Genomic DNA, 23,770 nt, shown 5'->3' with positions numbered 1-23,770 from the left:
CGACGGACGAGAGTCCGGCTATCGGGCACGAGCGAATGCTCGGTCGGTGGCCGACCGTGGACACCCGCCAACGCAAACATCGACGGCCCGCCCGCTCGTGCGGGGCGACCGTCGATGCTTCGTGACGTCGGGCTAGACGCTGGTCTTGCCGGCCTTCAGGCAGGACGTGCAGACGTTCTTGCGCTTGCGGTTGCCCGGGGCGACCTCGACGCGAACGGACTGGATGTTCGGATTCCACCGGCGGTTGGTACGACGGTGTGAGTGCGAGACGGACTTGCCGAAGCCCGGGCCCTTGCCGCAGAGATCGCAGACGGCAGCCATGATCGAACTCCCTTGATAGATGGTTGGTCGGTGTTCCTGCCTCGGACGCACCGGCAGCCGATCGGCCGCGGACGTCGCAAGGCAACCCTGCAAGAGTAGCCGGACCGCCACCCCGGATCAAAATCGGGCGACGGACGTGGCCGTCACCGGTCGAACACTGCGTCGATGTCGGCAGCGCCTGCGACAAACCTCGCACTCCACAGGTCGATCTGGTCTGCGGTGGCACCGCGCACGAGGTTCTTCGTATCGTCGTCGAGTTCACCGAACTTGAGTGTGAGCATGTTGATCAGCACTCGCGCTTCGCCCCGTGCGGCGCCCCGCGACTCGCCCTCGGCGATCAATTGTTCTGCTGTCGTCATCGCGGCCTCCTTCACGTCGGGTCCCAGTGTGGTAGCAAAATCGACAAGCCTGTCCACCGGTGTGACGCTGACTCTCAAAATATACGTGAAAATCGGCACCAGCCACCGCTGGTCCAAAGCTGCAAGGTCATCGGCCCACTCGCCCATCCAGCGCGTCGCATCCCGGTCGCCGGGGGCATTCTCGAACGACACGAACGTCAGCCGGGCCGCGGTACTGAGCGGCCGCGCCCGCATCTCGTGCTCGTCGATCACGGTCAGATCATCGAGCAGGTAGAAGACCCTCGGGATCAGGTCACCGGCTGCCACCGACAACTCGGGATCGACGTCGAGCAGACCCGCCAGGTCGGTGGGCGCCGTCCAGCGCCGACGCCCCTGATAGATCACGATCGGAATGATCAAGGGCAATGGCCGATGGCCCGCTTCCGGAGGGTACATGTCCAGATGGCGTTCCCAGATCCGATGCTGATACCCGGCCATGCGGAATGCCATCAGCGGGTCGGGAGTGCTCTGATGCTCAAGCAGCACATACAGATACGCGTCACGACCACGCACCGTCGTCGCGAACAGAACATCAGTGTGTCGGTGCCGCAACGCGTCGTCGATGAACGTTCCGTCCTGACGCACCAGTCGATCCAGGTCCAGATGCCCGATCAACTCGGGCGGCACCACAGACCGCAACTCCGACCCCGCATGCTCGGGATCGCCGAACACCGACCGAAACAACGCATCATGCGGCTGCCCACCCGACAACCCATCCCCACCACCAGTCATGGCGCACACCGTACTGACCGGCTCGGACATCACGCACGAAGCTGTCAGTGCTGTCAGTCAATCACCCACTCTAAGTGGAAGATTGGTGCCAAATACTGACACCGATCTTCCACTTAGATGTGTTGGGTCCGATATGAGGTCTGTGTCCGTGAGGGTCCTGGCTAGGCTACTGTCTTCTGTTGTTGAAATCGGATGCGTCGTCGTTGCTCTGGTTGAAACGTGGGACGGTCCACTTGATCACTGAGCCGTTGGGAATCGACGACGTCGGTGCCGCGACGGCGATCAACCCGACGAGCTCGCTCCGATTGATCGGCCCGGTGTCGGGATCTCGGTCGGGTGTGATGTAGATGAAGATAACGCCGCGTGTCGATGAAGCACCGAGACCCGGCACCGACTCTCCACGAGCGATCTGGGCGACGGCTTCGCGGTGTCGGGGGTCTGAGCCGACGAATCCGTACTGACCGGATCGACGCTTACGTTTGACGATCGGAACTTCGCCACCGAGTTCGGGGATCGGGAACTTTCGGCCGGTTGTACTCGGCAGAACCACTGCCCAGTCGGTAGCCTTCCCGGATTCGGTTGCCTCATTGAGGAACTGACGGACGGCTTTCACTGACCTGGCGAAGTCCGGATGCCACTCGTGACGGTCGAGAAGCGTCAAGGCTTCGCGTGCGTCGATCAGTCCTGCTCGGGCGGCCAGTACCTGTCCTGGGTTTCCCTTGAACTCGAAGGGGAGGGTGATGTTGGCTGTGGCGCGCTCCAATAGGGGAATCACTACCTCCCGAAAGTTCTTGGCATTAGCAGGAGCACCTCGCTCAGGTAGTCCGTAAAACTCGTGTAATCCAGATGGTGCCTGATTGGTGACTACCGCGCGCCACATCTTGTTTCGTGCAACCGGTCTCAACCATGGGAGGTGTTGGCTGACAAGCAGTGGAACCTCGCTCGGGGTCAGGCGCGGTTGGCCATTGTTGTCGAAACCCGCATATTCCTTGAGCTGATCTCGAAAGGACTCCTCATCGAGAAGTAGCCCTTCGAAGGCTTCATACATGTCGGCGCCAGGCGTTCGCAATATATAGAGTCGGACAAGATCCTGGTAGCCGGGACGGAATCCGAACCATCGCCCAGCCTGCATGAGAGTGGATCCAAGATTGATTCTCCTTGAGAAGTGCGTGATCGTGAGGCCTTCTACGGTATACCCACGACTGAGTTTTGCGCCGCCGACGAGTATCCGCCAAACATCCTGGGTTTGAAAGTCAATCTTCCTTCGCCAACTTTCAATCGCGGTGTCAGAGTTGATAATTCGAACCGGGTCACCGTCGGCTTCCATCTCAGCGTGTGCTTCGCCTATGAACTGCCGCAGGGTGTCGAAATCGGGCGGGATTGGCGCGTCAGTGGCACGTGCCCGCATGACTGGAAGGAAGTCCTCCTCGAAGAGGCGGCGTAGCCGACGATGGCCGGTCGAGCTGTTGAACTGAGCTGTTTCCCAAAGGTTCTCGATCTCACGAGCCGTCTCCTCGTGGATCGCTGTGCTCACCGACTCATGTATAAGCATGGTGTGGTGTCGGAACCGGAGCGACGAATTGGCCTCGCGGTACTTCTTGATTGCCCCGGTGAGAACCCATGCGTCGAGGGCATCCATGAGTTCTGCTGAGCGTCGGTCGGGATCGTTGTCAGCATCGCCGTGGGTTGGCCGGATGTATGCTAGTTCGTTGGAGTTCGCGACTGTTGGCACTTCGTCGTCCCAGTCTCGACCCACATCGTGAAACTGTTGGACGCCCATGTAGTCTGGTGGTGGGTCCAGTGCTATGACGAAGTCTGACGGGTAGAGCTCGCTTTCATCATTCAAGTCGATGAAAACGTTAGCGTATGGAGTCGCCGTATATCCTACGTACTGTGCGCGTGGACATAGTCGGATGATTTCCCGAATCAGGCCATTTATCCTTGTGGGTGAGGCCTCGTCTGATTCATCTTCTGACGTTGATTTCGGTCTGGGTTTCCGGACATTGATACCGGCTTCGTCGGACTCGTCATCGATGATCAGAACAGGAAGATCTGCTCGCGTTGCTTCTCCCAATCGTCTGAGTTCATTCACTAGATGGGTCAGTGGCGAAGAATTCTTCTTGATGATCGCAATGTGCGCATCGTTGTGAGATAGATTATCATGATGGTTGAATGGTTGTTGCTCGTTGGTTCGCCTGAAGTTCAGCAGCTGCACGCCTGCTGGGTTGGATCTGAAATCATTGGCTTGGCTCGTGAGTCGCCTTATCCGTGCGATTCCTGCAGGGTCCAGGTCGCTCCCATGTCGGACGAACTTGTCTGGCCAGTCTGGATCTTGTTGGTAGTCAAGATATCTAGCGATATAGGGGTCGTCCGGATCCCGGCCAGCGAGGATCCCCTCGACTCCTACGAGTTCCATGTCGATTCTTCGCTGAGTTTGCGCGCGGAGCATCTCGATTGTTCCCGTAAGAACGATGATCAGTCGGTATCCCTCATCGATTGCCTTCGCTACCACCCCGGTGAAGTTCGCAGTTTTTCCGCTTTGTACGTATCCGACGACAAGGCCCTTCGTGCGCTTCCGATCTAGACGAGTAGGGTCGCTGAGCCTCTCGATGACTTCGGTAGAACTTTCATCCAGTGTCGTTACCGACGGCGGTGACCATCCCCGGACGTCGTGTAGATATTTAGCATAGTTCTCCCAGTACACTGACGGCCTATTCGACGGATACCATGGCGGGAATGGCGTGGGGATAATTGTGTTCAGCTTGCGTGCTACCGGAAAGAGTCCGGTGAGAGTATCTGAAATCTCATCTGAGAATCCTAGCGCAGTGTAGACTGCTGATCGGCGTTCCATTGTGTTCGGGGCGGTGCGGTTTCCGCTAGCGTCGTTTATGTTTTCATGTGCATCCCATCTTGCGAGCGCTCGATGAAATTGACTGCGTGCCGGATCATTTTGGTTTGAGTGAGCAACGAATCTGACCAAGTCTACATTGGTCACAACTGATCCAGGAGCCAGTGCCTGAACCAAAGTGGTCATGGTAGGGACCGGCTCTTGATCCTTCATCATGCCGAGTGTACGGGCGAGAGCATCTGCCCAGACTGGTCGTTGGTCGGTCATGAGTTTGGGGCTCCCTTGGTCGCGATGAATCCGGCGATGGGTTCCGACAGTTCGTCGGGGGTGCGGTCAGTGAGGTCGATCCGGTATGAGATATCCGAGATCAGGCCGATATTCGGAACCTGATCGAGTGACGCCGCGGTGATCGCGGGGAAGTCATCGGTTACCCGATAGGCGCGTGGAACTGAGCGCAACTCCCAAGGTGTGGGGTAGAGGTCGGCATCGTCGTCGTACCAGGTCGCTGACTCCAGCAGTCGGTTCAGATCGACTATGTGGCCACCCGTGAGGGAACGTATGCGGTTGACGAGTTCCGGCAGCGTTGTGCCTGCTTCGAGTGTGCTTTGCGTCAGTTGAACCGATATGACCGCTAGTCCGGCACCGGGTACCGGGACGAGTTGTGTCAATCCGTGGATCATGTGCTTGCGTCGCTCCCCGGTCGTGGTCTTCACCTCGAGGTGCAGTGCTTCGAACACGAAGTCGTGTTCGCGCGGCTTGGATCCCTGCCAGGACGAGACTGCCGGACCTGCGCCGATCTGCCCAATCAGATGTTCGAGGAGTAGGAGCTCACCGAACAGGCCTACCTGCTTCTCGGCGCTCATGGCGGTCCGGTTGGCGAACACGTTGAGGTGCGTGCTGATGCCAGTCGCGACCGCAGCTGCTAGCGGTACACGGTGCTTCTGCAATTCGTCTGCGATTGTGAGGACGAGCGCAAACACCCCATGCAGATTGTCCTTGACCTGCACGATGAGTTCCGCGCTACCAGGTACTCGGAGCGAGTCGCCAACGAACGACACGTTCTTGAACCTCGTAACGTCTGGTTCGGGAGTCTGGGGCTCGGTCACCAGAGTAACTACCCCGTGCGAACGATCAAGTTCGACCTGGCAGAAAGGATTTCCTGCCAGAGCCAACGCTATCGGGGACCCCGAATCCCAGTACTGTTGAAGCGTTGAATTATTGAGCTCGCGGGCGTCGTTGCGGCCGGTTTCCACGTTTCTTCTCTCTTCTCGTATAGCTTCTGTTCGGCTGTTACTGCTACGCCGAGGATGTTCTTCCACAGGTTGATGTCATCCTTGCTCCGGGGACCGAAGTTCTGCCCCTGGAACACGTGATGGGTGAGTAGGTACAGCAGCGTCTTGAGGACCGGCGCATCATTCTGGCTGCCACGATCGCCGACAAACAGATGCCGGTACCGGGAGTTGAGCCAGATACTGCTCTTGGACCGATCGATGTCGAACAGTTCGCCCTCGGGCATGGAACGCCACTTCAAGTCGATGGACTGTCCATCGATGAACGACAGCTCATCAGCCACCTGCTTGCGGACTTCCGCGGGTAGTCCCTTGTCGGGCTTGATGACCGGCTTGCGGCTCCGATCGCGTTTGGTGGCAGTAGTGAACGCGTCCTCTGCGTCTTTGAGATAGTCGGTGAAGGTCGTACCGTCCGAGGCCAGCGCCTGTCCCAGCACATCCTGGAAGCGGTGCTCGAAACGGAGCGAGTTCTTCTCCGGATTCATCGTCAGGAACCGGCCGATCGTACCGTCGTCCTCCAGCATCACGCGGGCGAGTTGGCGGCCGGGACTGTAGGTCGCAGTCTGGCCCCAGCCTCCGATCTGGAGCAGGCGATCGTTGCGGTAGATGTAGAAGCCCTGGAACTCGCGGCCGTGTTTGCCGCCCAGCGTGTAGCTGGGCAAGGTGGACTTCGCCGGCCAGATGTGGCAGGTGAGCGTCAGGTTCGTGCGGTCGTCGAGCGTCGCAAGGAGCTTCTTCGGGTATCTCGGATCACCGGTACGCGTGTATCCGAACGGGTCGAGCGGCTTGACCGGTGTACCGCGGATGGTCTGTCCGGCGCCGAGTTCATCGACATGGACAAAGATCGCCAGCCTCTTGCGTTCGAGCAGGCGGTGGAACGTCACGCCGAGATGCGTCCGCAGCTTCCGACCGACTGTCGCCAGCCAGGCGATAGCCTCCTTGTCACTGCGGCCGTGGTAGGAGCTACGCATCTGGGTCCACACCACGCTCGTGCCGACTCTAGTGCCGGTGAGCGTTTTGCGTTCTTGCGTGTGGAGGGCAGCGGAGGCCTCGGTCAGTACTTCGCAGCCGAAGTCTGTCGAGTAGTCGACGCGTTTGATCCGGCGGCCAACGGGCGGCAGGGTCGAGTTCGCCGACCACACAGTGAGCACATCGCAGTTGCCGAAGGCGGCCTGTTTCAGACCCATCCCGAAGTGACCGAGGTCTGCGGCGTTGTACTCGCGTTGGTGGCCGATCGTCATCGCGTCGTCGATGGTGCGCTCGTCCATTCCCGAACCGTTGTCGTGGACTTCCACCTGCACGAGCCGGCCGTCGTTGGTCAGGAGCCTCACCCATACTGTGCTCGCCCCGGCGTCGATGCTGTTGTCGACGAGGTCCGCGATCGCCGACTCGAGGGTGTGGTTCGCGCCGAGACTACGCACGAGGCGTGGATCGGGTGCCAAGGTGATGCGCCGGGCGACATCGTTCGATTCAGACAAAGACGGGCTCCGATGGGTATGTAGTTGACGATCCTGTGCTGCCAGCACGCCGTCGCGAGGCAGAGGAGCGATGCAGCGCCGCGGTGTCTTCGTGTCCGGAGCGCGTGTGCACGACGATGCCTTTCTCTGTCCGCTTGGCCTGATTCACATGTGCTTACCAGAATGTTCGATTGTACGAAGTGAATCGACCGCGTTGCAGGGAAGTTCAGCCTATTTGGCCAGCCGGGCGTCGAGGAGTTCGATGATGCGCGACCAGGGGACGACCTTGCGGAATGCGCCACATTCGGATGCCGGATTCGGTCCCGCCTCGTCTGCAGCTGCGATCGCCCGGCGGCAGGTGTCCTGGTCTTCACCGAGTGCCTCGGCGAGCCACAACAGTCCTGGGGCGCATTTGAACCGGCCGTAGAAGGCTTTGGAGCTGGTCGAGGGGTTCTTGCGGTTGTAGGCCCCGCGGCCGTCGTACTCATCCAGCCACCCGGCGATGTGTTCGCGCTGCGACGAATACCAGACGCTGCGGTAGTCGAGGCCCTGGTGATCGTCCGTGACCGCCTGGCGCACCGGCAACGAGAGGATGAGGTCCCGAAGGTCGGTCACCGGGAGGTTGGCGGTCTGTGCCAACGCGCGCCGCATCGTTTTCCGCCGGTCGTCGGTCAGTTCGATGATCTCGTCCTCGATAACGTCGTCGGCGAAATCCCAGTCATTCACCCGTTCCGCCATGTATTCGACCAGTTCCTCCGTTCCCGCGGGCCGTACGGGCGAATCTCCTTCGACGATCCCGGTCAGCGACGGATAGACCGTCCATTCACCATCGCAGTAGATCGACGTGACGATGATCGCTTCACCCGTTTCATCGCCGTCCTCGTCGACGCGGTTGGCCTTCAGCGTGCATTGATGCTGGGTTCCGACGACACGGTTGGTGATGGTCGAGGCGAAGCCGGCAAGGACGGATGCATCCCACAGGTTCCAGAAGTCGTCGCTCTGCGACGCGTGCACCAGGTAGTCCACTTCTGTGGTCACCATCGTGTCGTAGGTGCTGTTGGCGTACAGGGCGTTGTGCTCGGCCCGGACCTGCGCATCGCGCTCGGGATCGGTTGAGGTCACGAAGTTCCACTCGTTGACACCGGTACCTATTTGGCTCAGGAGGGACGTGATCGGTGCCGGCCGGACCGCTACCTCCCGCCCCTCGGGGACATTTGGCAAATGGCCGGTTCCCTGACGGACAATGACCCAGGAACCGTCGAAATAGTCGGCCATCGCGATACAGTAGTCGCCCTCGTCCTCGCCGCTGCGACTCCCCCGATTCACGACCACCTGGAAGGTGAGTCCGTCGTCGAGGCAGCGAGTGGCGACCTGGACATTGTATCCGAATAGGAATGCGGTGCAACGGAAGTCGTGAATCTCAACCGGTAGCCACGCTCGGGCCAGGTCGTCTGCTGTCGCTTCGGTTTCGTCCGCAGGATTCGGATCGTTGGCTGAAGTTTCTGGTGGGCACATAGACTGTCGCTTCATTTGAGTGGGGGTGCGGTGGCGTGTCCGGAATCTGTACCGGCGTAGATGAATTGGTATTGAAGGTGCGGGTCAGTGCGGTTGTTCGGCGAATGCCGCGGCGAAACCGTCGGCGAGACCGGCTGCGCGCCTGCGATATTCGGATGGGGTGAGACCACTGCCGGGCAGCCGGTAGCGGCGGGCGAGTTTGGCGAGGGCGTCGGCGCCCTCGTTGAGGAGGTGACCGTCGTGGCCACGGACCCAGCGGATGTCGATGCGGTCGCGGTGCTTACGGACTCGCCGTTGCGCCTCGACCAGACCGGCGAGCCCGACCGCCCGATCGGTGGTGTACCCGCGCGGCAGGACCTCGTCGCCGGCGCGCCAGCGGTTCACCATCGCGACGGACTCCTGGCTGTCGGTGAGGATGGTCAGCGGGCGGTGCCCGAACTTGCGGACCGCCTCGTTGATGCCGCGCAATTCGGCGACGAGCACGGGCTGCGAACCGATCTGCTTGCGCTGGTGGGGGAATGCCATCAGCTGGTACTGGCCGTCGTCGGCGAGGACACCGAAACCGGTGATTCCGCGCGATACGGAGGCGTCGGTCGCGACGGTGATGGGGTCGTCGCATACAACCTGGGCCGGCGGTGGTGGGGTGTCGTCGTCGGCGCCCAGCAGCCTACGGATCGCACGCAGCTGTGCGGTGTGCTCAGCGGTGGCCGGTCCGGTGATCATGACATCCGGCAGCGCTGCTTCGAGCCCGACACGATGGCACTTCAACACTTTGCTCACGGGCGGGGCGACGACGAACCTAACGCGGTCCGGGCCGTCACCGGCCGCGCGGATCGTGGAGATGGCATCGACAGTTGCCGTCGCGGGATTCGGTGCGTCCACCGTGCCGGACCACTCACATTCGGGGCCGACCGCCTGAAACCGGAACCGGCCGGCTTCCGCGTCGTGGATACCGAGGACCACGTCGATGAAAGGACGTGACACGGCCTTCCGGAAGGCCGTGCATCGCGGTAGCGACAGCGGCGACCTGACGACCGGGGCCGACGAACTCGACGTCGCGTCGGCGCAGCGCGGCAGAGCTGAATTGCTCACGTGGAAACCTCCGGGTGTCGGTAGTCGGGCCCGGCAACCTCTTGCCTCCCGACTCTGCTCAGATCATGGCACCCACATACGACAATCGGGTCCTGAACTGGGCGGGGGCCGACCAAACGATGGATTCCGGGGCTGTCGGCGCCCGCGCTGAGATGCCGCGGAAACAGTCCAACCGGCGCCCCGGTCACCAACGGGCTGTGCGCCACGGACTCGCGGGTAGTCTCAGACCACCCGGCGACGGCCAACGTGTGCGCCGACCGAAAGCCAGCAGATCGAGAGGTGTGCCGATGACGACCCCGGACCGACCCCCGGTCGCCTCGGTGAATCCGCATGTGGTCCGCGACTGGGCCGACGCGTGTGTCGCGGGCCTGGAAGAGCTGCGGGGCGAGATCAATGACCTGAACGTCTTCCCGATCCCGGACTCGGACACCGGAAGCAACATGCTGTTCACGATGCGGGCCGCCGCCGAGGCAGCCCGTGCGACCCCGGACGAGGCGGACCTGGCGACCGTCACCCGGGCCATGGCCGACGGCGCGGTGTCGTCGGCGCGTGGCAACTCGGGCATCATCCTGTCGCAGGTGCTGGTGGGTCTGGCCGACGCCGCTGACGTGCTGACGGCGGACCACGACGCGACGTTCAATCATCTCTACTCGTCGGGGCTGCGGCTGGCCGCGCGCGGAGCGATACGGGCGGTCAGCAACCCCCGTGAGGGCACGGTACTCACCGTCATCGCGGTCGCCGCCCAGACCGCGGCCCAGTACGTCGGCGCCAGCCCCGCCGACCTGGCACGTGCGGTCGCCGACGACACCGCCGAAGCACTCGAACGGACCCCCGAGCAGATGCCGGAACTCGCGTCGGCCGGTGTGGTCGATGCCGGCGCGCGGGGTTTTCTCGTCCTCGCCGACGCCCTCGTGGGAGTGCTGACCGGTGCGATGCAGCGACGACGCCGGTATCGCGGAATCCTCACCGGCGGTGGCGAACCGGGGCATTCGGCCGACGAGGCGTGTGCGTCGTCGGATATGGACTACGAGGTGATGTTCCTGCTTGACGGCGCCGCCGGTGAACATGTGGCGACGCTGCGCACCCGGCTCGGTGAGATCGGTGACGCGGTGGTGATCGTCGGCGACAGCTCCGGCGATGCGGGAGAACGCTTTTCGGTACACGTGCATACGAATGAACCCGGTGCCGCGGTGGAGGCGGGCATCGAGCGGGGCGCATTGTCGGATATCCGGATCTCGTGTTTCGCGCTGGACGAGATCAAGAAGCAAACCGTCAACGACGGTCCGCCACCCAGGCATAAGCGTGCCGTGGTGGCGGTCGTACGAGGGGAGGGGGCCGCGGAACTGTTCGCGGATGCGGGGGCGGCAGTGGTTCGTGCCGACGACGGGCTGACGCCGGAAAAGTTGGCCGACGCCATCCGAGGCACCGACAGTGCCCATGTGGTGGTGATGGCCAACGGCGCGATGTCCTCGCCCGATCTGGTGTCGGTGACCTCCGAAGTCCGGTCCCCGCAGCGGGCCGTGGTGTCGTTGCCGACCCTTTCGATGACGCAATGCCTTGCGGCACTTGCCGTTCACGATCCGACCGAATCGCCTGACGCCGACGCCTATGCGATGGCCGAAGCCGCGGCCGGGGCACGTTGGGGTTCGCTGACCATCGCCGAGACGAAGATGATGACGTTGGCCGGAACCTGCGAAGTGGGGGACATTCTCGGCTTGATCGGCAGCGACGTCCTGGTGGTGGCCGACCGGCAGCCGGAGGCCGCGACCGCCCTTGTGGACCTCATGCTGGCCACCGGCGGAGAGATGGTCACCGTGCTGGCGGGTGCGCAGATCGCCGACGACACAGTCGCGGTCATCGACGAACACCTACGGCGGTCGTACCCTGGTGTGGAGTTGCTCGTGTACCCGACCGGGCAGCAGGACGATCTGATTCAGGTGGGAGTCGAATAGTGCTGTCGTTGCAGGACTCACCAAGTGTCCTTCTCGACAAGAAGACGACGGCAGGCCTTGCCTCGCTGAATATCACCACCATCGGTGAGCTGCTGCGCTATCCGCCGCGGCGATATATGAGTCAGGGGCACCTCGACCAGCGGGAGCGTCTCGAAGCCGGTGAATGGACGACGGTTGTCGGCACCATCACCTCGTCGCAGATGATCTCGATGCGGCGCAAACACGGTCAGTTCCTCAAAGTGGTGGTCGATGACGGCCATCAGCGCATCGAAGCCACCTTCTTCAACCCGCGCGCGATTCGACGCGCGTTGCAACCCGGTGCCCGGGTGATGCTGGCGGGCAAGGTGAAGTACTTCCGCGAGCAGGTGCAACTCTCGCATCCACAGTGGGCGGTGATCCCCGACGGCGACGCCGACGCGGGCAAAGTGGTCGGGTCGGCCATGGCCGCCGAAATGTACACGGCCGACAACGAACTCGCCGAGGAAGGCCACGAGATTGCCGCGTTCGACCGGCCGATCATCCCGATGTACCCGGCCTCCAGCGAGATTCAGACGTGGACCATCTGGAATGCGATACGGCGAGTCCTGGCTCAGCTTCCGCCGCAACCCGATGCGCTCGAAGAAACGTGGCGACGCCCGCGGGGGCTGCTTACCGCCGACGATGCATTGCGCAAGATCCATCTGCCGGACACCGAGGACGACATCGCCGCTGCCCGCGAGCGATTGAAATTCGACGAAGCATTGGCCATTCAGACGGTGCTCGCACAACGGCGGATCGCCGGTTATCGAGAACACTCGGTGGCCTGCCCGAAAGTCGATGGCGGACTGGAAGAGCAATTGCTGCAACGACTTCCGTTCCGACTCACGTCCGGTCAGCAAGAGGTCGTGGCCGAGATCGGTGACGATCTGGCACGTGCGACCCCGATGAGCAGGCTGCTGCAGGGCGAGGTCGGTTCGGGTAAAACACTGGTCTCGTTGCTCGCCATGCTGCGGGTGGTCGACAACGGTCACCAGTGCGTCCTCATGGCACCCACGGAAGTGCTTGCGGCACAGCACTACCGGACCATCCGGTCCATGCTCGGTGACCTGGCGGAGGCGGGGGAGCTGACCGCTGCCGAAGGTGCCACCAAGATCGCCCTGCTCACCGGGTCGATGAGGACCAAGGGTAAACGGCAAACACTGCTCGATGTGGTCAGCGGCGATGCGGGCATTGTCGTCGGCACCCACGCGCTCCTCGAAGAGAAGGTGAGCTTCTTCGACCTGGGCATGGTGGTGGTCGACGAGCAGCACCGTTTCGGCGTCGAGCAGCGCGATGTTCTCCGTGGACGCGGCAAAGACGGTGTGCACCCGCACTTCCTGGTGATGACGGCAACACCCATCCCGCGTACCGTCGCGATGACCGCCTTCGGTGACCTCGACACGTCGACGTTGCGCGAACTGCCGCGTGGCCGGCAACCGATCGGCACCACCGTCGTCCCGATGGGCAACGACAAGTGGGTCGACCGGGTGTGGGCGCGGGCCGCCGAGGAGATCGCTTCCGGCAGGCAGGTATACATTGTCTGTTCGCGGATCGGTGACGATGGCCCGGAAGAAGTGCTGCGCAAGATCGAGGACGATCCGGCGCTGCGCACCACCTCCGTGCTGGAGATGTTCGAAGAATTGTCGGCCGGGCCGCTCGGCGGGCACAGCATCGAGATGCTGCACGGGCGGATGCCGGCCGACGAGAAGAACTTTGTGATGGATCGTTTCGGTGCGGGCGATGTGGACATCGTCGTATCGACCACCGTCATCGAGGTGGGTGTCGACGTCCCCAATGCCACCATGATGGTCATCGTCGACGCTGAGAGGTTCGGTGTGTCCCAGCTGCACCAGTTGCGGGGACGCGTCGGCCGCGGACAGCACGCCGGACTCTGCTTGCTGATGAGCAAGGCCAACCCGGTGTCGCAGTCGATGGAACGACTCAAGGCGGTCGCCGGTTCCAACGACGGATTCGAACTCGCCCGCATCGACCTCGAGCAACGCCGTGAAGGCGACGTGCTCGGTTCGCTGCAGTCCGGCGGCAAGTCGTCGCTGCATTTCCTGTCGCTGCTCGACGACTCCGACCTGATTGCCGATGCCCGAGGTCTCGCCGAAGACGTTGTGTCCGCCGATCTTCCGCTCGCCGACCACCGCCCCCTCGCCGACCTCGTCGACGGCATTCTCGCCCCGCAGAAGGTCGCCTACCTCGACAAGTCCTGATTGTGAGCTCGCCGGCCGTGTCGGCCTGAGTATCGGTGTATTCCGCGGCCGCGCGGCTGCGCGAAGGTAGTGGACCAGATCAACGACATCGTGCTGCTGATGTTCGCGCACACGGCCTACAAGGCGTACCCGCCGCAGCTCATCGAGAAGAACCGCTGGGATCTGATGACCAAGTGGCTCGACAAACTGACCACCTACGACCTGTCCGGAGTCGACGCTTCGCGGTGCGAGTCCATCGACGACTGGCTCGACGCACTCGAATCGCAGAGCCCGCTGCAGCTGTTCACCTCGTCGGGTACCACCGGCACATTCTCGTTCATCCCCAAGGACGTGGACATCACCGTCCAGGGCATGAAGATCTGGAAGCTGATGATGTTCCAGACGTTCGGCAAGGAGCCCACCGAGGACGAACTCAACCCGGTGGTCGACGCGATTGAGCAGGTCACCGATGCGGTCAACGCCTACACGCAGACCATCGGCATCTATCGGCAAGGCGCGGGCGATCGCCACCCGCACGCAAACAGGCGAAAGACAAACTGTAAGACTTACAGTTGCGCTAGCGTAGTGGAAGTCGCGATGCGCCTGAACTGTCCGACAGTCACACAAGAGCAGAGGAAGCCGTGACCGCACCAGGTTCCGATACGCCAGATACCGGTACTGATGACCACCTGCTCGTAACCGACAACGGATCAGTACGAATCCTGCGGCTCAACCGCCCGAAAGCGCGCAATGCCATGCACGCGAAATTGCGAGTCGAGCTGAAAGCCGCGATCAGTGCGGCCGATCGGGACGCGGGTGTGACTGCGATCGTGCTGACCGGCACCGACCCGGTGTTCAGCGCCGGCGTCGACTTCAAGAATCTCGAACCGGAACCCGGGTCGACGGGAAGCCCGCTGGAGCCGACTCCGGCGGCCGCGATTCGCGCTGTGCGCAAACCGGTGATCGCGGCCGTCAACGGCGCATGCGTATCGGGGGCGCTGGAACTGGCGCTGAGTTGCTCCTTCATCGTTGCCTCCGACCGCGCATCCTTCGCCGACACCCACGCCCGGCTCGGAGTGGTCCCGACGTGGGGGCTGACAGCACTGTTGCCACGGGCCGTCGGAATCCGAAAGGCACGCGAGATGTCGCTGACCGGCGCATTCGTCGGCGCGCAGGAGGCGTTGCGGTTGGGTCTGGTCAACCAGGTCGTCGACCACGACGACCTGCTGACATTCACGCTCGATCTGGCTGCCCGGATTCCCGCCAACGGTGCGGTGGGCGAGTTTCTCGAACTGTACGACCGTGGTGCCGATCTGTCATTGTCGGCGGCACTCAACAGCGAACTAACCCATAGCCTCGGCAGGACTTATGACCTGGCGGCTTTCACGGCGGCCGGAACCGCCATATCCGGCGGCACCACATAGTCGCCGGTCGCCGGTGCACGCCCACAAACAAGCGAACGACAGGATCCGGCATATCGCCGGCCGAGCAGGAGGACGGAATTGACCGGACGTTTCGAGGGTAAACGTGCGTTGGTGACTGGCGCGAGTCGTGGGATCGGGGCGGGACTCGCGCAGCGGCTCGCCGCCGAAGGCGCCGATGTGGCGCTCGTCGCCCGGACCCTGGACAAGCACAAAGTGCTGCCCGGCAGTCTGCGTGAGACCGAGGACAAGCTGCGCCGGTACGGCCACAATGTGGCGGTCGTCGTCGGCGATGTCAGCGATGACGATTCACGGGCCACGATCGTGCCGGCGGCCGTTGAACAACTCGGCGGGCCGATCGATATCCTCGTGAATAATGCGGCGGCCGCCATCATGCTGCCGCTCGACGAGATCCCGGCACGCAAGCAGCATCTCCTGTACTCGGCGAATGTCATTGCGCCTCTTGATCTTGCGCAGGATGTCGTTCCTGGCATGCGAGAGAAGTGCGAAGGGTGGATCGTCAACATCACCAGTACGGGTGCACGACTGCACGACGGGCCGCCCTTCAATCTCGGCCCGCAAGGATCGGTGATGGAGGTCTACGGCGCGACCAAGGCCGCGCTCAACCGCATCACCAGTGGCCTCGCCGGGGATCTCCATGGCACGGGGATCCGCGTGAACGCTGTCGGTCCGCGTGTCGCGGTGCTCAGCGAAGGGGCGGCCGAGAACATCGGCGACCTCCTCGATTCGGGATACTTCGAACCCACCGAGACCATCGTCGAAGCCGCGGCGGCGCTGTGTGCCGCGCCCGTCGACATGACCGGCCGGATCGTGATCAGTGGTGACCTCATCGAGGAACTCGGATTGCAGGTACGTGCACTGGACGGTACCGAGTACAGCCTCCCGGGCACTGTGTGATCTCTTGTCGCCACGCGGCGGCATCGTCTCTGCGGTCCGGCACCGGAACGATATCCACATTCATCACCTGAAACCACCGCACCGTGCAGGAGCGGCGAAAGCGAGATACCCACGATGAAGGTCCACCTTCAGATCGACGACGACCCGACGGCCACACAGGACAGTGCCCGCCGGATCGAGAGCTTCGGCGCCGACGGACTCTTCACCTTTGAGGGCCCGCACGATGTGTTCTTCCCGTTGGTTCTCGCCGCCGGATCCACAGACCTGGAATTGATGACGAATGTGGCCATCGCCGGACCGCGCAGTCCGCTACATCTGGCTCATGCCGCCTACGATCTGCAGGTACACAGCCGGGGCCGGTTCCGTCTCGGCCTCGGGTCTCAGATCAAACCCCACATCGAACGACGATACGGCGCCGAATGGGGCAAACCCGCCAAACGGATGGCGGAGTCGGTGGCCGCCGTCAAAGCGATCTTCGGCTGTTGGGAAGGTAAGGAGCCCTTGGACTTCCGCGGGGAGTTCTACACGCACACTTTGATGCCACCCAACTTCAATCCGGGCCCGAATCCGTACGGCCCGCCCCCGATTCTGCTGGGTGCGCTCGGACCGATCATGACCCGCACCGCCGGTGAGGTCGCCGATGGACTGCTGGTGATGCCGTTCAACAGCACCCAGCATTTCACCGAGCGCACCATCCCGGCGCTGACCGCGGGACTGGATCGTTCAGGACGCCGCATCGACGACTTCCAGATCGTCGCCCAGGTGATGTGCGCAGTCGGCAGCACACCGGAGCAGGCGCAGATCGCCTACGAACACGTGGCCATGCTGATCGCCTTCTACGGCTCGACGCCCGCCTATCGCGAGGTGCTGGAACTGGGCGGCTGGGGTGAACTGCAACCCGAACTCAACCGGCTGTCCAAGATCGGTGCATTCGCCGAGATGCGGGCACAGATCACCGATCCGATGGTGCGAGCCATCGGCGTGGTCGGCACCCCGCAGGAATGCGCCGACCAGATCCGCGAACGCTACGGCGCCTACGCCACCGATGTGTGCTGCTATTTCCCCGGATTCATACCCAGCGACGACGACGTCACCGAACTGGTTGGGGCGCTGCATGCGATCGGGCCAAGGCACCTTGAACAACGGGGTAAGCCCGTACACCGGTCGTAGATGGTGCCGCTCTCTACCACGCGGACAGATGGGTAGGGAACGGTACTACGACCGGTGGCTACGGTGCTGGAGGCGGCATCCTCGGGACCGCTCGCTTCATGAACTCGATTGCCATCGCACATAGTTCGGAGGCGGGCGGGGGCTTCCGGATGCGTGTGGCGATGGCCGAGACCGTCGCGTTTTCGGCTCTGGCAGTTGCCATGCACGAGAAGTCACGAGCATCAATCAGGGCTGTACGGCCCCCGATCGTCGTGTCGTACGACAGCACATACCACTCTCGATCTTTCTGCTGCACATCGAACGACGGACTGTCGCCCGTGAGGTGACTGACCCCTCCCATCGCGGACCCACGATATTACCAGAAGCATCCGCGGGGTATTTGACCGTTGGCCAGGGCTCGGTATCGCCCGTCATGATCCACCCCATGCGCCGCTGTCGAATAGTCTTTGCGAAGTGAAACCTGTTGATGGATTGCTTAACTCGACCCAGTGAACACGGTAAGGTCGCCGGTGTCCAGAGCGCAACGTAGGACTTGTGAACAGATCCGGGGGTGGCTGTGGCGGGGAGTCTATGGGGCTTGATGAGTATCGGTGAGGTGCTGGACGCTGTCGATTCGATAAATGGCGGCGATGCCTCTGCCGACGTCATTGCGTTGGCCACCGCGATTACCGAAGCGCCTCGGATCAGTGCGTCGTTAATCGATGACTTCCGTGACACAGGGCAGCTGATGAATTCGACCTATACCTATCCGATCACCGACATCAGCGTGTCGATGAAAACCGCTGGTGTCGCCGCCGGTCATCGGAGATTGGGAACCGGATGACACGGAAAGTAGTGATTCCACCGGCGATTCGGACGGCTATAACCGCAACGGCTGACCGGATGTCCCGGCAGGCGCGAGGGATGTTGTGATGCGCGTTGACAATTCGAGGGTATCGACCCGGCATTGCCGGACTTGCCACTGCGACGGGCATCGTGGCGCGTCGCGATGGCTGATCAGATTCGGCCGGCATCACCGGCGGCTACGCCGCGGGGTGGCGTCGTCGCAGTGGCCGGTCCGGCGGTGGCTGCTCGTGTGGGCGGGTGCGGTGACCGCGGTGATCGTCGCTATCGGTGTGGTGCTTTCGGATGTGGGTGTCGATACCGACCCGGCGCTTAGGGTGGCCGCGAGGCACGCCGCGGACGTTCTGGCGACGATTCCGACGACCGAATCCAGACCGGGCGCCGACGGTACCTACGATCGCGCGCAATTCGGTGCGGCATGGACCGACGCCGTGCAGGTCACCGGCGGCGGCGACCGTTGCGACACCCGCAACGACATCCTCACCCGGGACCTGTCGGACATCACCACCGTCGTCACCTCGAAGTGCCCGAAAGCGGTGCTGTCGGGGGAGTTCCGCAGTCCGTATACCGGCGAGTTCATCGTGTTCTCGCGTGAACGCGCAGCGTCAGCGGTGCAGATCGACCACATCGTGCCACTGGCGTTCGCCTGGACGATGGGTGCACGGACCTGGCCGGCGGGTCGGCGGTACGCCTTCGCCAACGATCCCGCCAATCTGGTGGCCGTCGACGCCCGCTCCAACCAGGACAAGCGCGATGCCGAACCGGCACGCTGGATGCCCAGGCTCACCGCGTTCCGGTGCCGGTACGCCATCCAATTCATCCTGGTCACCGCCGCCTACCACCTCACCCTCGACGCCCCCTCCCAGGCCACTTTGCGTTCCACCCTAAGAAGCTGCTGAGCGGGAGCGTCGAGGCGCTCGGTTAGGGTAGTAGGCGACTATCGACGCTAGCGAGGTTTCATGAGTGCACCTACGGCCGAATCGGTCGGGACCGACATCGAGAGCGCGGTGTTGTCGCTCGCGACCGCCGCCAAGGCGGCCTCCCGCAGCCTGAACGGTCTCACCACGGCCACCAAGAACGAGGTACTGCTCGCCGCGGCCGAGGCGATCGAGGCCAACACCGAGTCGATCCTCGCGGCCAACGCCTCCGACGTGGAACGCGCCGAGGCCGGCGGTACCGAGGCCAGTCTCATCGATCGACTGCGGCTGACCGCCGACCGGGTGAAGGGCATCGCCGGTGGTCTGCGCCAAGTGGCCGCGCTCGCCGACCCTATTGGGGAGGTCGTCTCCGGCAAGACCCTGCCCAACGGGCTGGAGCTGCGGCAGCTGCGGGTGCCGCTCGGCGTGGTCGGCATCGTGTACGAGGCGCGCCCCAACGTCACCGTCGACGCCTTCGGTATCGCCTTCAAGTCCGGCAATGCAGTGCTGTTGCGCGGGTCGTCATCGGCGGCCAGTTCGAACGCCGAACTCGTCCGTATCCTGCGGGAAGTGCTGGCGGACAAGGGCGTCAACGCCGACGCCGTGGCCTTGCTGCCCAGTGAGGACCGCGCCAGCGTCACCGCATTGATCCGCGCGCGCGGCCTGGTCGACGTCGTGATCCCGCGTGGTGGCGCCGGATTGATCAACGCTGTCGTGTCCAATGCGACCGTGCCCACCATCGAGACCGGCACAGGTAACTGCCACGTGTACGTGCATGCCCTCGCCGACATCGATGTCGCCACCCGGGTGGTGCTCAACGCCAAGACCCGCCGACCCAGCGTGTGCAACACGGCCGAGACGGTGCTCATTGACAAGGCCGTAGCCGCGGACGCGTTGCCGCAGATCTCGCAGGCGTTGCAGATGCAGGGCGTCACCATCCACGGCGACGAACCGGGCATGGTCCCGGCCACCGACACCGACTGGACCGACGAATACCTGTCGCTGGACATCGCTATGAAGGTCGTCGACGACCTGGACGCCGCCGTCGCGCACATCGACACCTACGGCACCGGGCACACCGAGGCCATCATCACCACCGACCTCGCGGCCGCCCGCGAGTTCACCACCCGCGTCGATGCCGCCGCCGTCATGGTCAACGCGTCCACCGCGTTCACCGACGGTGAGCAGTTCGGGTTCGGTGCCGAGATCGGTATCTCGACGCAGAAACTGCACGCCCGTGGACCGATGGGCCTGCCCGAGCTGACCTCCACCAAATGGGTGGTGTGGGGCGACGGCCACGTGCGGCCCGCATGAGCGCGATCGTTCCGTCGTTCGACGGCGTTCCCGATGTGGTCTCGCGGCTGCGGCAGACCGGCTACCTCGCCGACGACGCCACCGCCACCAGCGCATTCCTCGCCGACCGGCTCGGCAAACCCTTGCTGGTGGAAGGGCCCGCGGGCGTCGGCAAGACCGAACTCGCCCGGGCTCTGGCCACGGCGACCGGCGCCGAACTGATCCGGTTGCAGTGCTACGAGGGCATCGACGAGGCACGGGCCCTGTACGAGTGGAACCACGCCAAACAGATCCTCGCGATCCAGGCGACCGGCACTCGTTCGTGGGACGAGGCCAAGAGCGACATCTTCTCCGACGAGTTCCTGCTGCCGCGGCCACTGCTGCGCGCCATCTCCCGAGACGAGCCGACGGTGCTGCTGATCGACGAGGTCGACAAGGCCGACGTCGACATGGAAGGTCTGCTGCTGGAGGTGCTCAGCGACTTCGCCGTCACCATCCCCGAGATGGGCACCGTCGCCGCCACCCGTCGGCCGATCGTGCTGCTCACCTCCAACGCCACCCGCGAACTGTCGGAGGCGCTCAAGCGGCGCTGCCTGTACCTGTACATCGACTTTCCGGACGCCCATCGCGAACGGGAGATCCTGTCGTCGCGGGTCCCCGAACTCGGCGACGCGTTGTCGGCGGAGATCGTGCGGATCATCGGCGTCCTGCGCACCCTCGACATCCGGAAGAAGCCGTCGGTGGCCGAGACGATCGACTGGGCCAATACGTTGCTCGCGCTCGGTGCCGGCGACGACGTGTCCGGCCGTCGCGCAAAACTCGACGACGGACTGATCGCCCGAACCCTGGGGGTGGTGCTCAAACACCGCCCCGACCTCAAGACGGCGATCAAAGAACTCAAACTCGGCTGATGACGGACACCGCGCCCACCCCGCTCGATGACGTACCTCTGGTGGGTCAGCTCACCGGGTTCGTCGACGCACTGCGTGGGCGGGGGATGCCGGTGAACCCGTCGGCGCTGATCGATGCTGCCCGTGCGATGTCGGTGCTCGACCTGCTCGACCGCACCAGCCTGCGGGAAGGTCTGGCGGCGACGCTGCTGACCGAGCAGAACCACCGCATCGTCTTCGACAAGCTCTTCGACCTGTGGTTTCCGCCCGCACCCGGCGCTCGCACCACCACCTTCGACCTGCCCCGCAAGGTCGACGGCGAGATCGACGTCGAGGCGACCAGGGCGATGATCGCCGAACTGCTCGCCGACGACGACGCCGAGAACGACGGGCGTCTCGCGGAATTGGTGGCGCAGATCGTCGACCAGCTCGGCCGGTACGAGTCGACTCAGGGCGAGGCGTTCTCGGCGTATCAGGCGATGTCGGTGGTGAGCCCGCAAACGCTCATCGCCAAGATCGCCGCAGCGATGGACATCGACAACGACGGGTCCGCCGGGCGTGCGGGAGTAGCCGAACGGTACCGGGCCGCCGCCCGTGCCCGGGCGGGCGGACTGCGTGCGGCCATCGAGTCGGAAACGCAGCGCCGGATGGCCATGCGCAAAGGCCGCGACGCCGTCGCCGACTACGCGGTGCCGCAGCTGCCGGAGAACATCAACTTCCTGTCGGCGGGTGCGCGGGAGCAGGCGCAGATCCGGCGCACCATCGAACCGCTGGCCCGGCTGCTGGCGGCCAAACTGGAGATCCGCCGGCGGCGTTCGCATCGCGGGCAGGTCGATGTGCGCAAAACGTTGCGGGCGTCGATGTCGACGGGTGGGGTACCCATCGACCTGATTCACCGCAAACCGCGACCGCATCGTCCGGAATTGGTGATCATCTGCGATGTCTCCGGATCGGTCGCCGGTTTCTCGCAGTTCACGCTGCGGCTGGTTTATGCTCTGCGGCAACAGTTCTCGAAGGTCCGGGTATTCGCGTTCGTGGACACGGTCGACGAGGTGACCGACTATTTCGACCGGCACACCGACGACGGCGATTTCGGTGCGGCGATGCACCAGATGATCTCCGAAGCGCGGATCTCCACCCTCGACGGTCACTCGGACTACGGCAACATGCTGCGCGGATTTGCCGCGGAATACGCCGAGTCGCTCACCCATCGGGGAGCCCTGTTGATCCTGGGCGATGCCCGTAACAACTATCACGATGCCCGCATCGATGCGCTCGGCGAACTCGTCGACCGGGTGCGCAATTCGTACTGGCTCAACCCCGAGGCCGAATCGGTGTGGGGAACCGGAGATTCGGCGGCGCCGCAGTACGCACGGGTGATCCAGATGTACGAATGCCGCAACGTCACCCAGCTCGGCGAGGTCATCGCCGACCTGCTCCCGGTCTAGGGTGAGCGGCCCGCACCGGTAGACTGACCCTTCATGTCCTCCGACCGTCCCCGCGTGCGCCGTATCGGTGTAATGGGCGGAACGTTCGATCCCATCCACAACGGTCACCTGGTCGCGGCCAGTGAGGTGGCCTATCGGTGCAAGCTCGACGAGGTCATCTTCGTCCCCACCGGGCAGCCGTGGCAGAAGATGTCGGGCAACACCGAAAGCGGGACATCACCGCGGTCGGTCAGCGCTGCCGAGGACCGCTACCTGATGACGGTGATCGCCACCGCCTCCAACCCGAGGTTCAGCGTCAGCCGTGTCGACATCGAACGCGATGGCGCCACCTACACCGTCGACACCCTGCGGGATCTGCGGACGATCCTGCCGGACGCGCAGCTGTACTTCATCACCGGCGCCGACGCCCTCGAATCGATCCTGTCGTGGCAGAACTGGGAAGAACTGTTCGACCTCGCCAAGTTCGTCGGCGTCAGCAGGCCCGGCTACGAACTGCGCGCCGAACACCTCGCCGATCATTTGAAGAGGCTGCCGGCCGATACCCTGCAGACGTTGGAGATCCCGGCGCTGGCGATCTCGTCCACCGACTGCCGCGAACGCGCCGCCACCGGCCGCCCCGTCTGGTACCTGGTACCCGACGGCGTGGTGCAGTACATCGCCAAACGCCGCCTCTACCGCGCACGCGCCACCCGCGGGGTGAGCGCCCCATGACCAGTACCCATTTCAACGAGAGGAGGCGGGCTTGAGCGCCGCGCCTGAATCCCTGACCATGGCCGAGGTCGCCGCCCGTGCGGCCGCCGACAAACTGGGCCACGAGATCGCCGTCATCGACGTGTCGGAGCAGTTGGTGATCACCGACCTGTTCGTGATCGTCTCCGCCGACAACGAACGCCAGGTCAACGCGATCGTCGACGAGGTGGAGGACAAGATGCGCGAGGCCGGACACAAACCGGCCCGCCGCGAAGGCGCCCGAGAGGGACGCTGGGTGCTGCTCGACTTCATCGACATCGTCGTCCATATCCAGCACGCCGAGGAGCGCAGCGTGTACGC

At 63.5% G+C, this 23,770-nt stretch carries 20 protein-coding genes; 13 read left to right on the top strand and 7 right to left on the bottom strand.

Annotated features, from left to right (window positions below):
- Positions 1-132: 132 nt before the first annotated feature.
- The 7 genes from rpmB to Q0627_RS18760 form a co-directional block, all read right to left on the bottom strand.
- Complete coding sequence (rpmB, locus tag Q0627_RS18790; RefSeq protein ID WP_291016178.1) at positions 133-321, bottom strand: 50S ribosomal protein L28; 189 nt, start codon at positions 319-321, stop codon at positions 133-135.
- Between the two features lie 143 nt (positions 322-464).
- On the bottom strand, positions 465-1,451 hold the full coding sequence (locus Q0627_RS18785; RefSeq protein ID WP_291016179.1) for an Rpn family recombination-promoting nuclease/putative transposase: 987 nt from the start codon (positions 1,449-1,451) through the stop codon (positions 465-467).
- A 166-nt stretch (positions 1,452-1,617) separates the two neighbouring features.
- Positions 1,618-4,512, bottom strand: a complete 2,895-nt coding sequence (locus Q0627_RS18780) for a Z1 domain-containing protein (protein ID WP_298811908.1) — start codon at positions 4,510-4,512, stop codon at positions 1,618-1,620.
- 50 nt (positions 4,513-4,562) lie between these two features.
- On the bottom strand, positions 4,563-5,471 hold the full coding sequence (locus Q0627_RS18775) for a PD-(D/E)XK motif protein (RefSeq protein WP_367180775.1): 909 nt from the start codon (positions 5,469-5,471) through the stop codon (positions 4,563-4,565).
- 2 nt (positions 5,472-5,473) lie between these two features.
- On the bottom strand, positions 5,474-7,066 hold the full coding sequence (locus tag Q0627_RS18770; RefSeq protein WP_291016181.1) for an ATP-binding protein: 1,593 nt from the start codon (positions 7,064-7,066) through the stop codon (positions 5,474-5,476).
- Between the two features lie 210 nt (positions 7,067-7,276).
- Positions 7,277-8,167, bottom strand: a complete 891-nt coding sequence (locus tag Q0627_RS18765; protein ID WP_298811906.1) for a hypothetical protein — start codon at positions 8,165-8,167, stop codon at positions 7,277-7,279.
- A 477-nt stretch (positions 8,168-8,644) separates the two neighbouring features.
- Complete coding sequence (locus Q0627_RS18760; protein ID WP_298811905.1) at positions 8,645-9,652, bottom strand: ribonuclease HI; 1,008 nt, start codon at positions 9,650-9,652, stop codon at positions 8,645-8,647.
- Positions 9,653-9,939: 287 nt separating this feature from the next.
- On the opposite strand from Q0627_RS18760, the gene Q0627_RS18755 reads away from it, so the two are divergent.
- From Q0627_RS18755 to rsfS, 13 genes are all read left to right on the top strand, one after another.
- Positions 9,940-11,604, top strand: a complete 1,665-nt coding sequence (locus Q0627_RS18755; protein WP_291011003.1) for a DAK2 domain-containing protein — start codon at positions 9,940-9,942, stop codon at positions 11,602-11,604.
- Positions 11,604-13,841, top strand: coding sequence for an ATP-dependent DNA helicase RecG (gene recG / locus Q0627_RS18750; protein ID WP_298811903.1), 2,238 nt, complete (start codon positions 11,604-11,606; stop codon positions 13,839-13,841). The genes Q0627_RS18755 and recG overlap by 1 nt, the downstream gene beginning before the upstream one ends.
- Before the next feature lie 69 nt (positions 13,842-13,910).
- Positions 13,911-14,465, top strand: a complete 555-nt coding sequence (locus Q0627_RS18745) for a hypothetical protein (RefSeq protein ID WP_291011007.1) — start codon at positions 13,911-13,913, stop codon at positions 14,463-14,465.
- Positions 14,462-15,244: an enoyl-CoA hydratase gene (locus Q0627_RS18740; RefSeq protein WP_291011009.1), complete on the top strand. Its 783-nt coding sequence runs from the start codon at positions 14,462-14,464 to the stop codon at positions 15,242-15,244. Before Q0627_RS18745 ends, Q0627_RS18740 begins: the two co-directional genes overlap by 4 nt.
- 111 nt (positions 15,245-15,355) lie before the next feature.
- Positions 15,356-16,159 carry an SDR family oxidoreductase gene (locus Q0627_RS18735; protein WP_298811900.1) on the top strand — a complete coding sequence of 268 codons (804 nt, stop codon included), beginning with the start codon at positions 15,356-15,358 and terminating at the stop codon, positions 16,157-16,159.
- A gap of 114 nt (positions 16,160-16,273) precedes the next feature.
- Positions 16,274-17,329, top strand: coding sequence for a TIGR03617 family F420-dependent LLM class oxidoreductase (locus Q0627_RS18730; RefSeq protein WP_291011013.1), 1,056 nt, complete (start codon positions 16,274-16,276; stop codon positions 17,327-17,329).
- Positions 17,330-17,909: 580 nt separating this feature from the next.
- The gene (locus Q0627_RS18725) at positions 17,910-18,152 is read left to right on the top strand and encodes a hypothetical protein (protein ID WP_291011015.1); all 243 of its coding nucleotides are present in this window, start codon (positions 17,910-17,912) and stop codon (positions 18,150-18,152) included.
- An 88-nt stretch (positions 18,153-18,240) separates the two neighbouring features.
- The gene (locus tag Q0627_RS18720) at positions 18,241-19,071 is read left to right on the top strand and encodes an HNH endonuclease family protein (protein ID WP_324384399.1); all 831 of its coding nucleotides are present in this window, start codon (positions 18,241-18,243) and stop codon (positions 19,069-19,071) included.
- A 60-nt stretch (positions 19,072-19,131) separates the two neighbouring features.
- The gene (locus Q0627_RS18715) at positions 19,132-20,403 is read left to right on the top strand and encodes a glutamate-5-semialdehyde dehydrogenase (protein WP_291011019.1); all 1,272 of its coding nucleotides are present in this window, start codon (positions 19,132-19,134) and stop codon (positions 20,401-20,403) included.
- The gene (locus tag Q0627_RS18710) at positions 20,364-21,293 is read left to right on the top strand and encodes a MoxR family ATPase (RefSeq protein WP_291011022.1); all 930 of its coding nucleotides are present in this window, start codon (positions 20,364-20,366) and stop codon (positions 21,291-21,293) included. Before Q0627_RS18715 ends, Q0627_RS18710 begins: the two co-directional genes overlap by 40 nt.
- Entirely contained in the window at positions 21,293-22,720 is a 1,428-nt protein-coding gene (locus Q0627_RS18705; RefSeq protein WP_291011025.1) for a VWA domain-containing protein, read from the top strand. Before Q0627_RS18710 ends, Q0627_RS18705 begins: the two co-directional genes overlap by 1 nt.
- 33 nt (positions 22,721-22,753) lie before the next feature.
- Positions 22,754-23,431 carry a nicotinate-nucleotide adenylyltransferase gene (gene nadD, locus Q0627_RS18700; RefSeq protein ID WP_291011027.1) on the top strand — a complete coding sequence of 226 codons (678 nt, stop codon included), beginning with the start codon at positions 22,754-22,756 and terminating at the stop codon, positions 23,429-23,431.
- A gap of 31 nt (positions 23,432-23,462) precedes the next feature.
- Positions 23,463-23,770: ribosome silencing factor (gene rsfS, locus Q0627_RS18695; protein ID WP_298811894.1), on the top strand; the 308-nt coding region annotated here is incomplete at its 3' end.

The sequence above is a fragment of the uncultured Gordonia sp. genome, assembly GCF_937858515.1.
Taxonomy (GTDB): Bacteria; Actinomycetota; Actinomycetes; order Mycobacteriales; family Mycobacteriaceae; genus Gordonia.
Note: the sequence above shows the minus strand (reverse complement) of the source record. Positions and strands in the feature narration are given on the sequence as shown.

Bases quoted from the DNA above. Each gene is read 5' to 3' on its own strand.
- Q0627_RS18710 (WP_291011022.1), top strand. From the start codon at position 20,364: ATGGGTGGTGTGGGGCGACGGCCACGTGCGGCCCGCATGAGCGCGATC.
- rpmB (WP_291016178.1), bottom strand. From the start codon at position 321: ATGGCTGCCGTCTGCGATCTCTGCGGCAAGGGCCCGGGCTTCGGCAAG.
- Q0627_RS18755 (WP_291011003.1), top strand. From the start codon at position 9,940: ATGACGACCCCGGACCGACCCCCGGTCGCCTCGGTGAATCCGCATGTG.
- Q0627_RS18720 (WP_324384399.1), top strand. From the start codon at position 18,241: ATGCGCGTTGACAATTCGAGGGTATCGACCCGGCATTGCCGGACTTGC.
- Q0627_RS18785 (WP_291016179.1), bottom strand. From the start codon at position 1,451: ATGACTGGTGGTGGGGATGGGTTGTCGGGTGGGCAGCCGCATGATGCG.
- nadD (WP_291011027.1), top strand. From the start codon at position 22,754: ATGTCCTCCGACCGTCCCCGCGTGCGCCGTATCGGTGTAATGGGCGGA.
- Q0627_RS18725 (WP_291011015.1), top strand. From the start codon at position 17,910: ATGAGTATCGGTGAGGTGCTGGACGCTGTCGATTCGATAAATGGCGGC.
- Q0627_RS18730 (WP_291011013.1), top strand. From the start codon at position 16,274: ATGAAGGTCCACCTTCAGATCGACGACGACCCGACGGCCACACAGGAC.
- Q0627_RS18715 (WP_291011019.1), top strand. From the start codon at position 19,132: ATGAGTGCACCTACGGCCGAATCGGTCGGGACCGACATCGAGAGCGCG.
- Q0627_RS18705 (WP_291011025.1), top strand. From the start codon at position 21,293: ATGACGGACACCGCGCCCACCCCGCTCGATGACGTACCTCTGGTGGGT.
- Q0627_RS18780 (WP_298811908.1), bottom strand. From the start codon at position 4,512: ATGAAGGATCAAGAGCCGGTCCCTACCATGACCACTTTGGTTCAGGCA.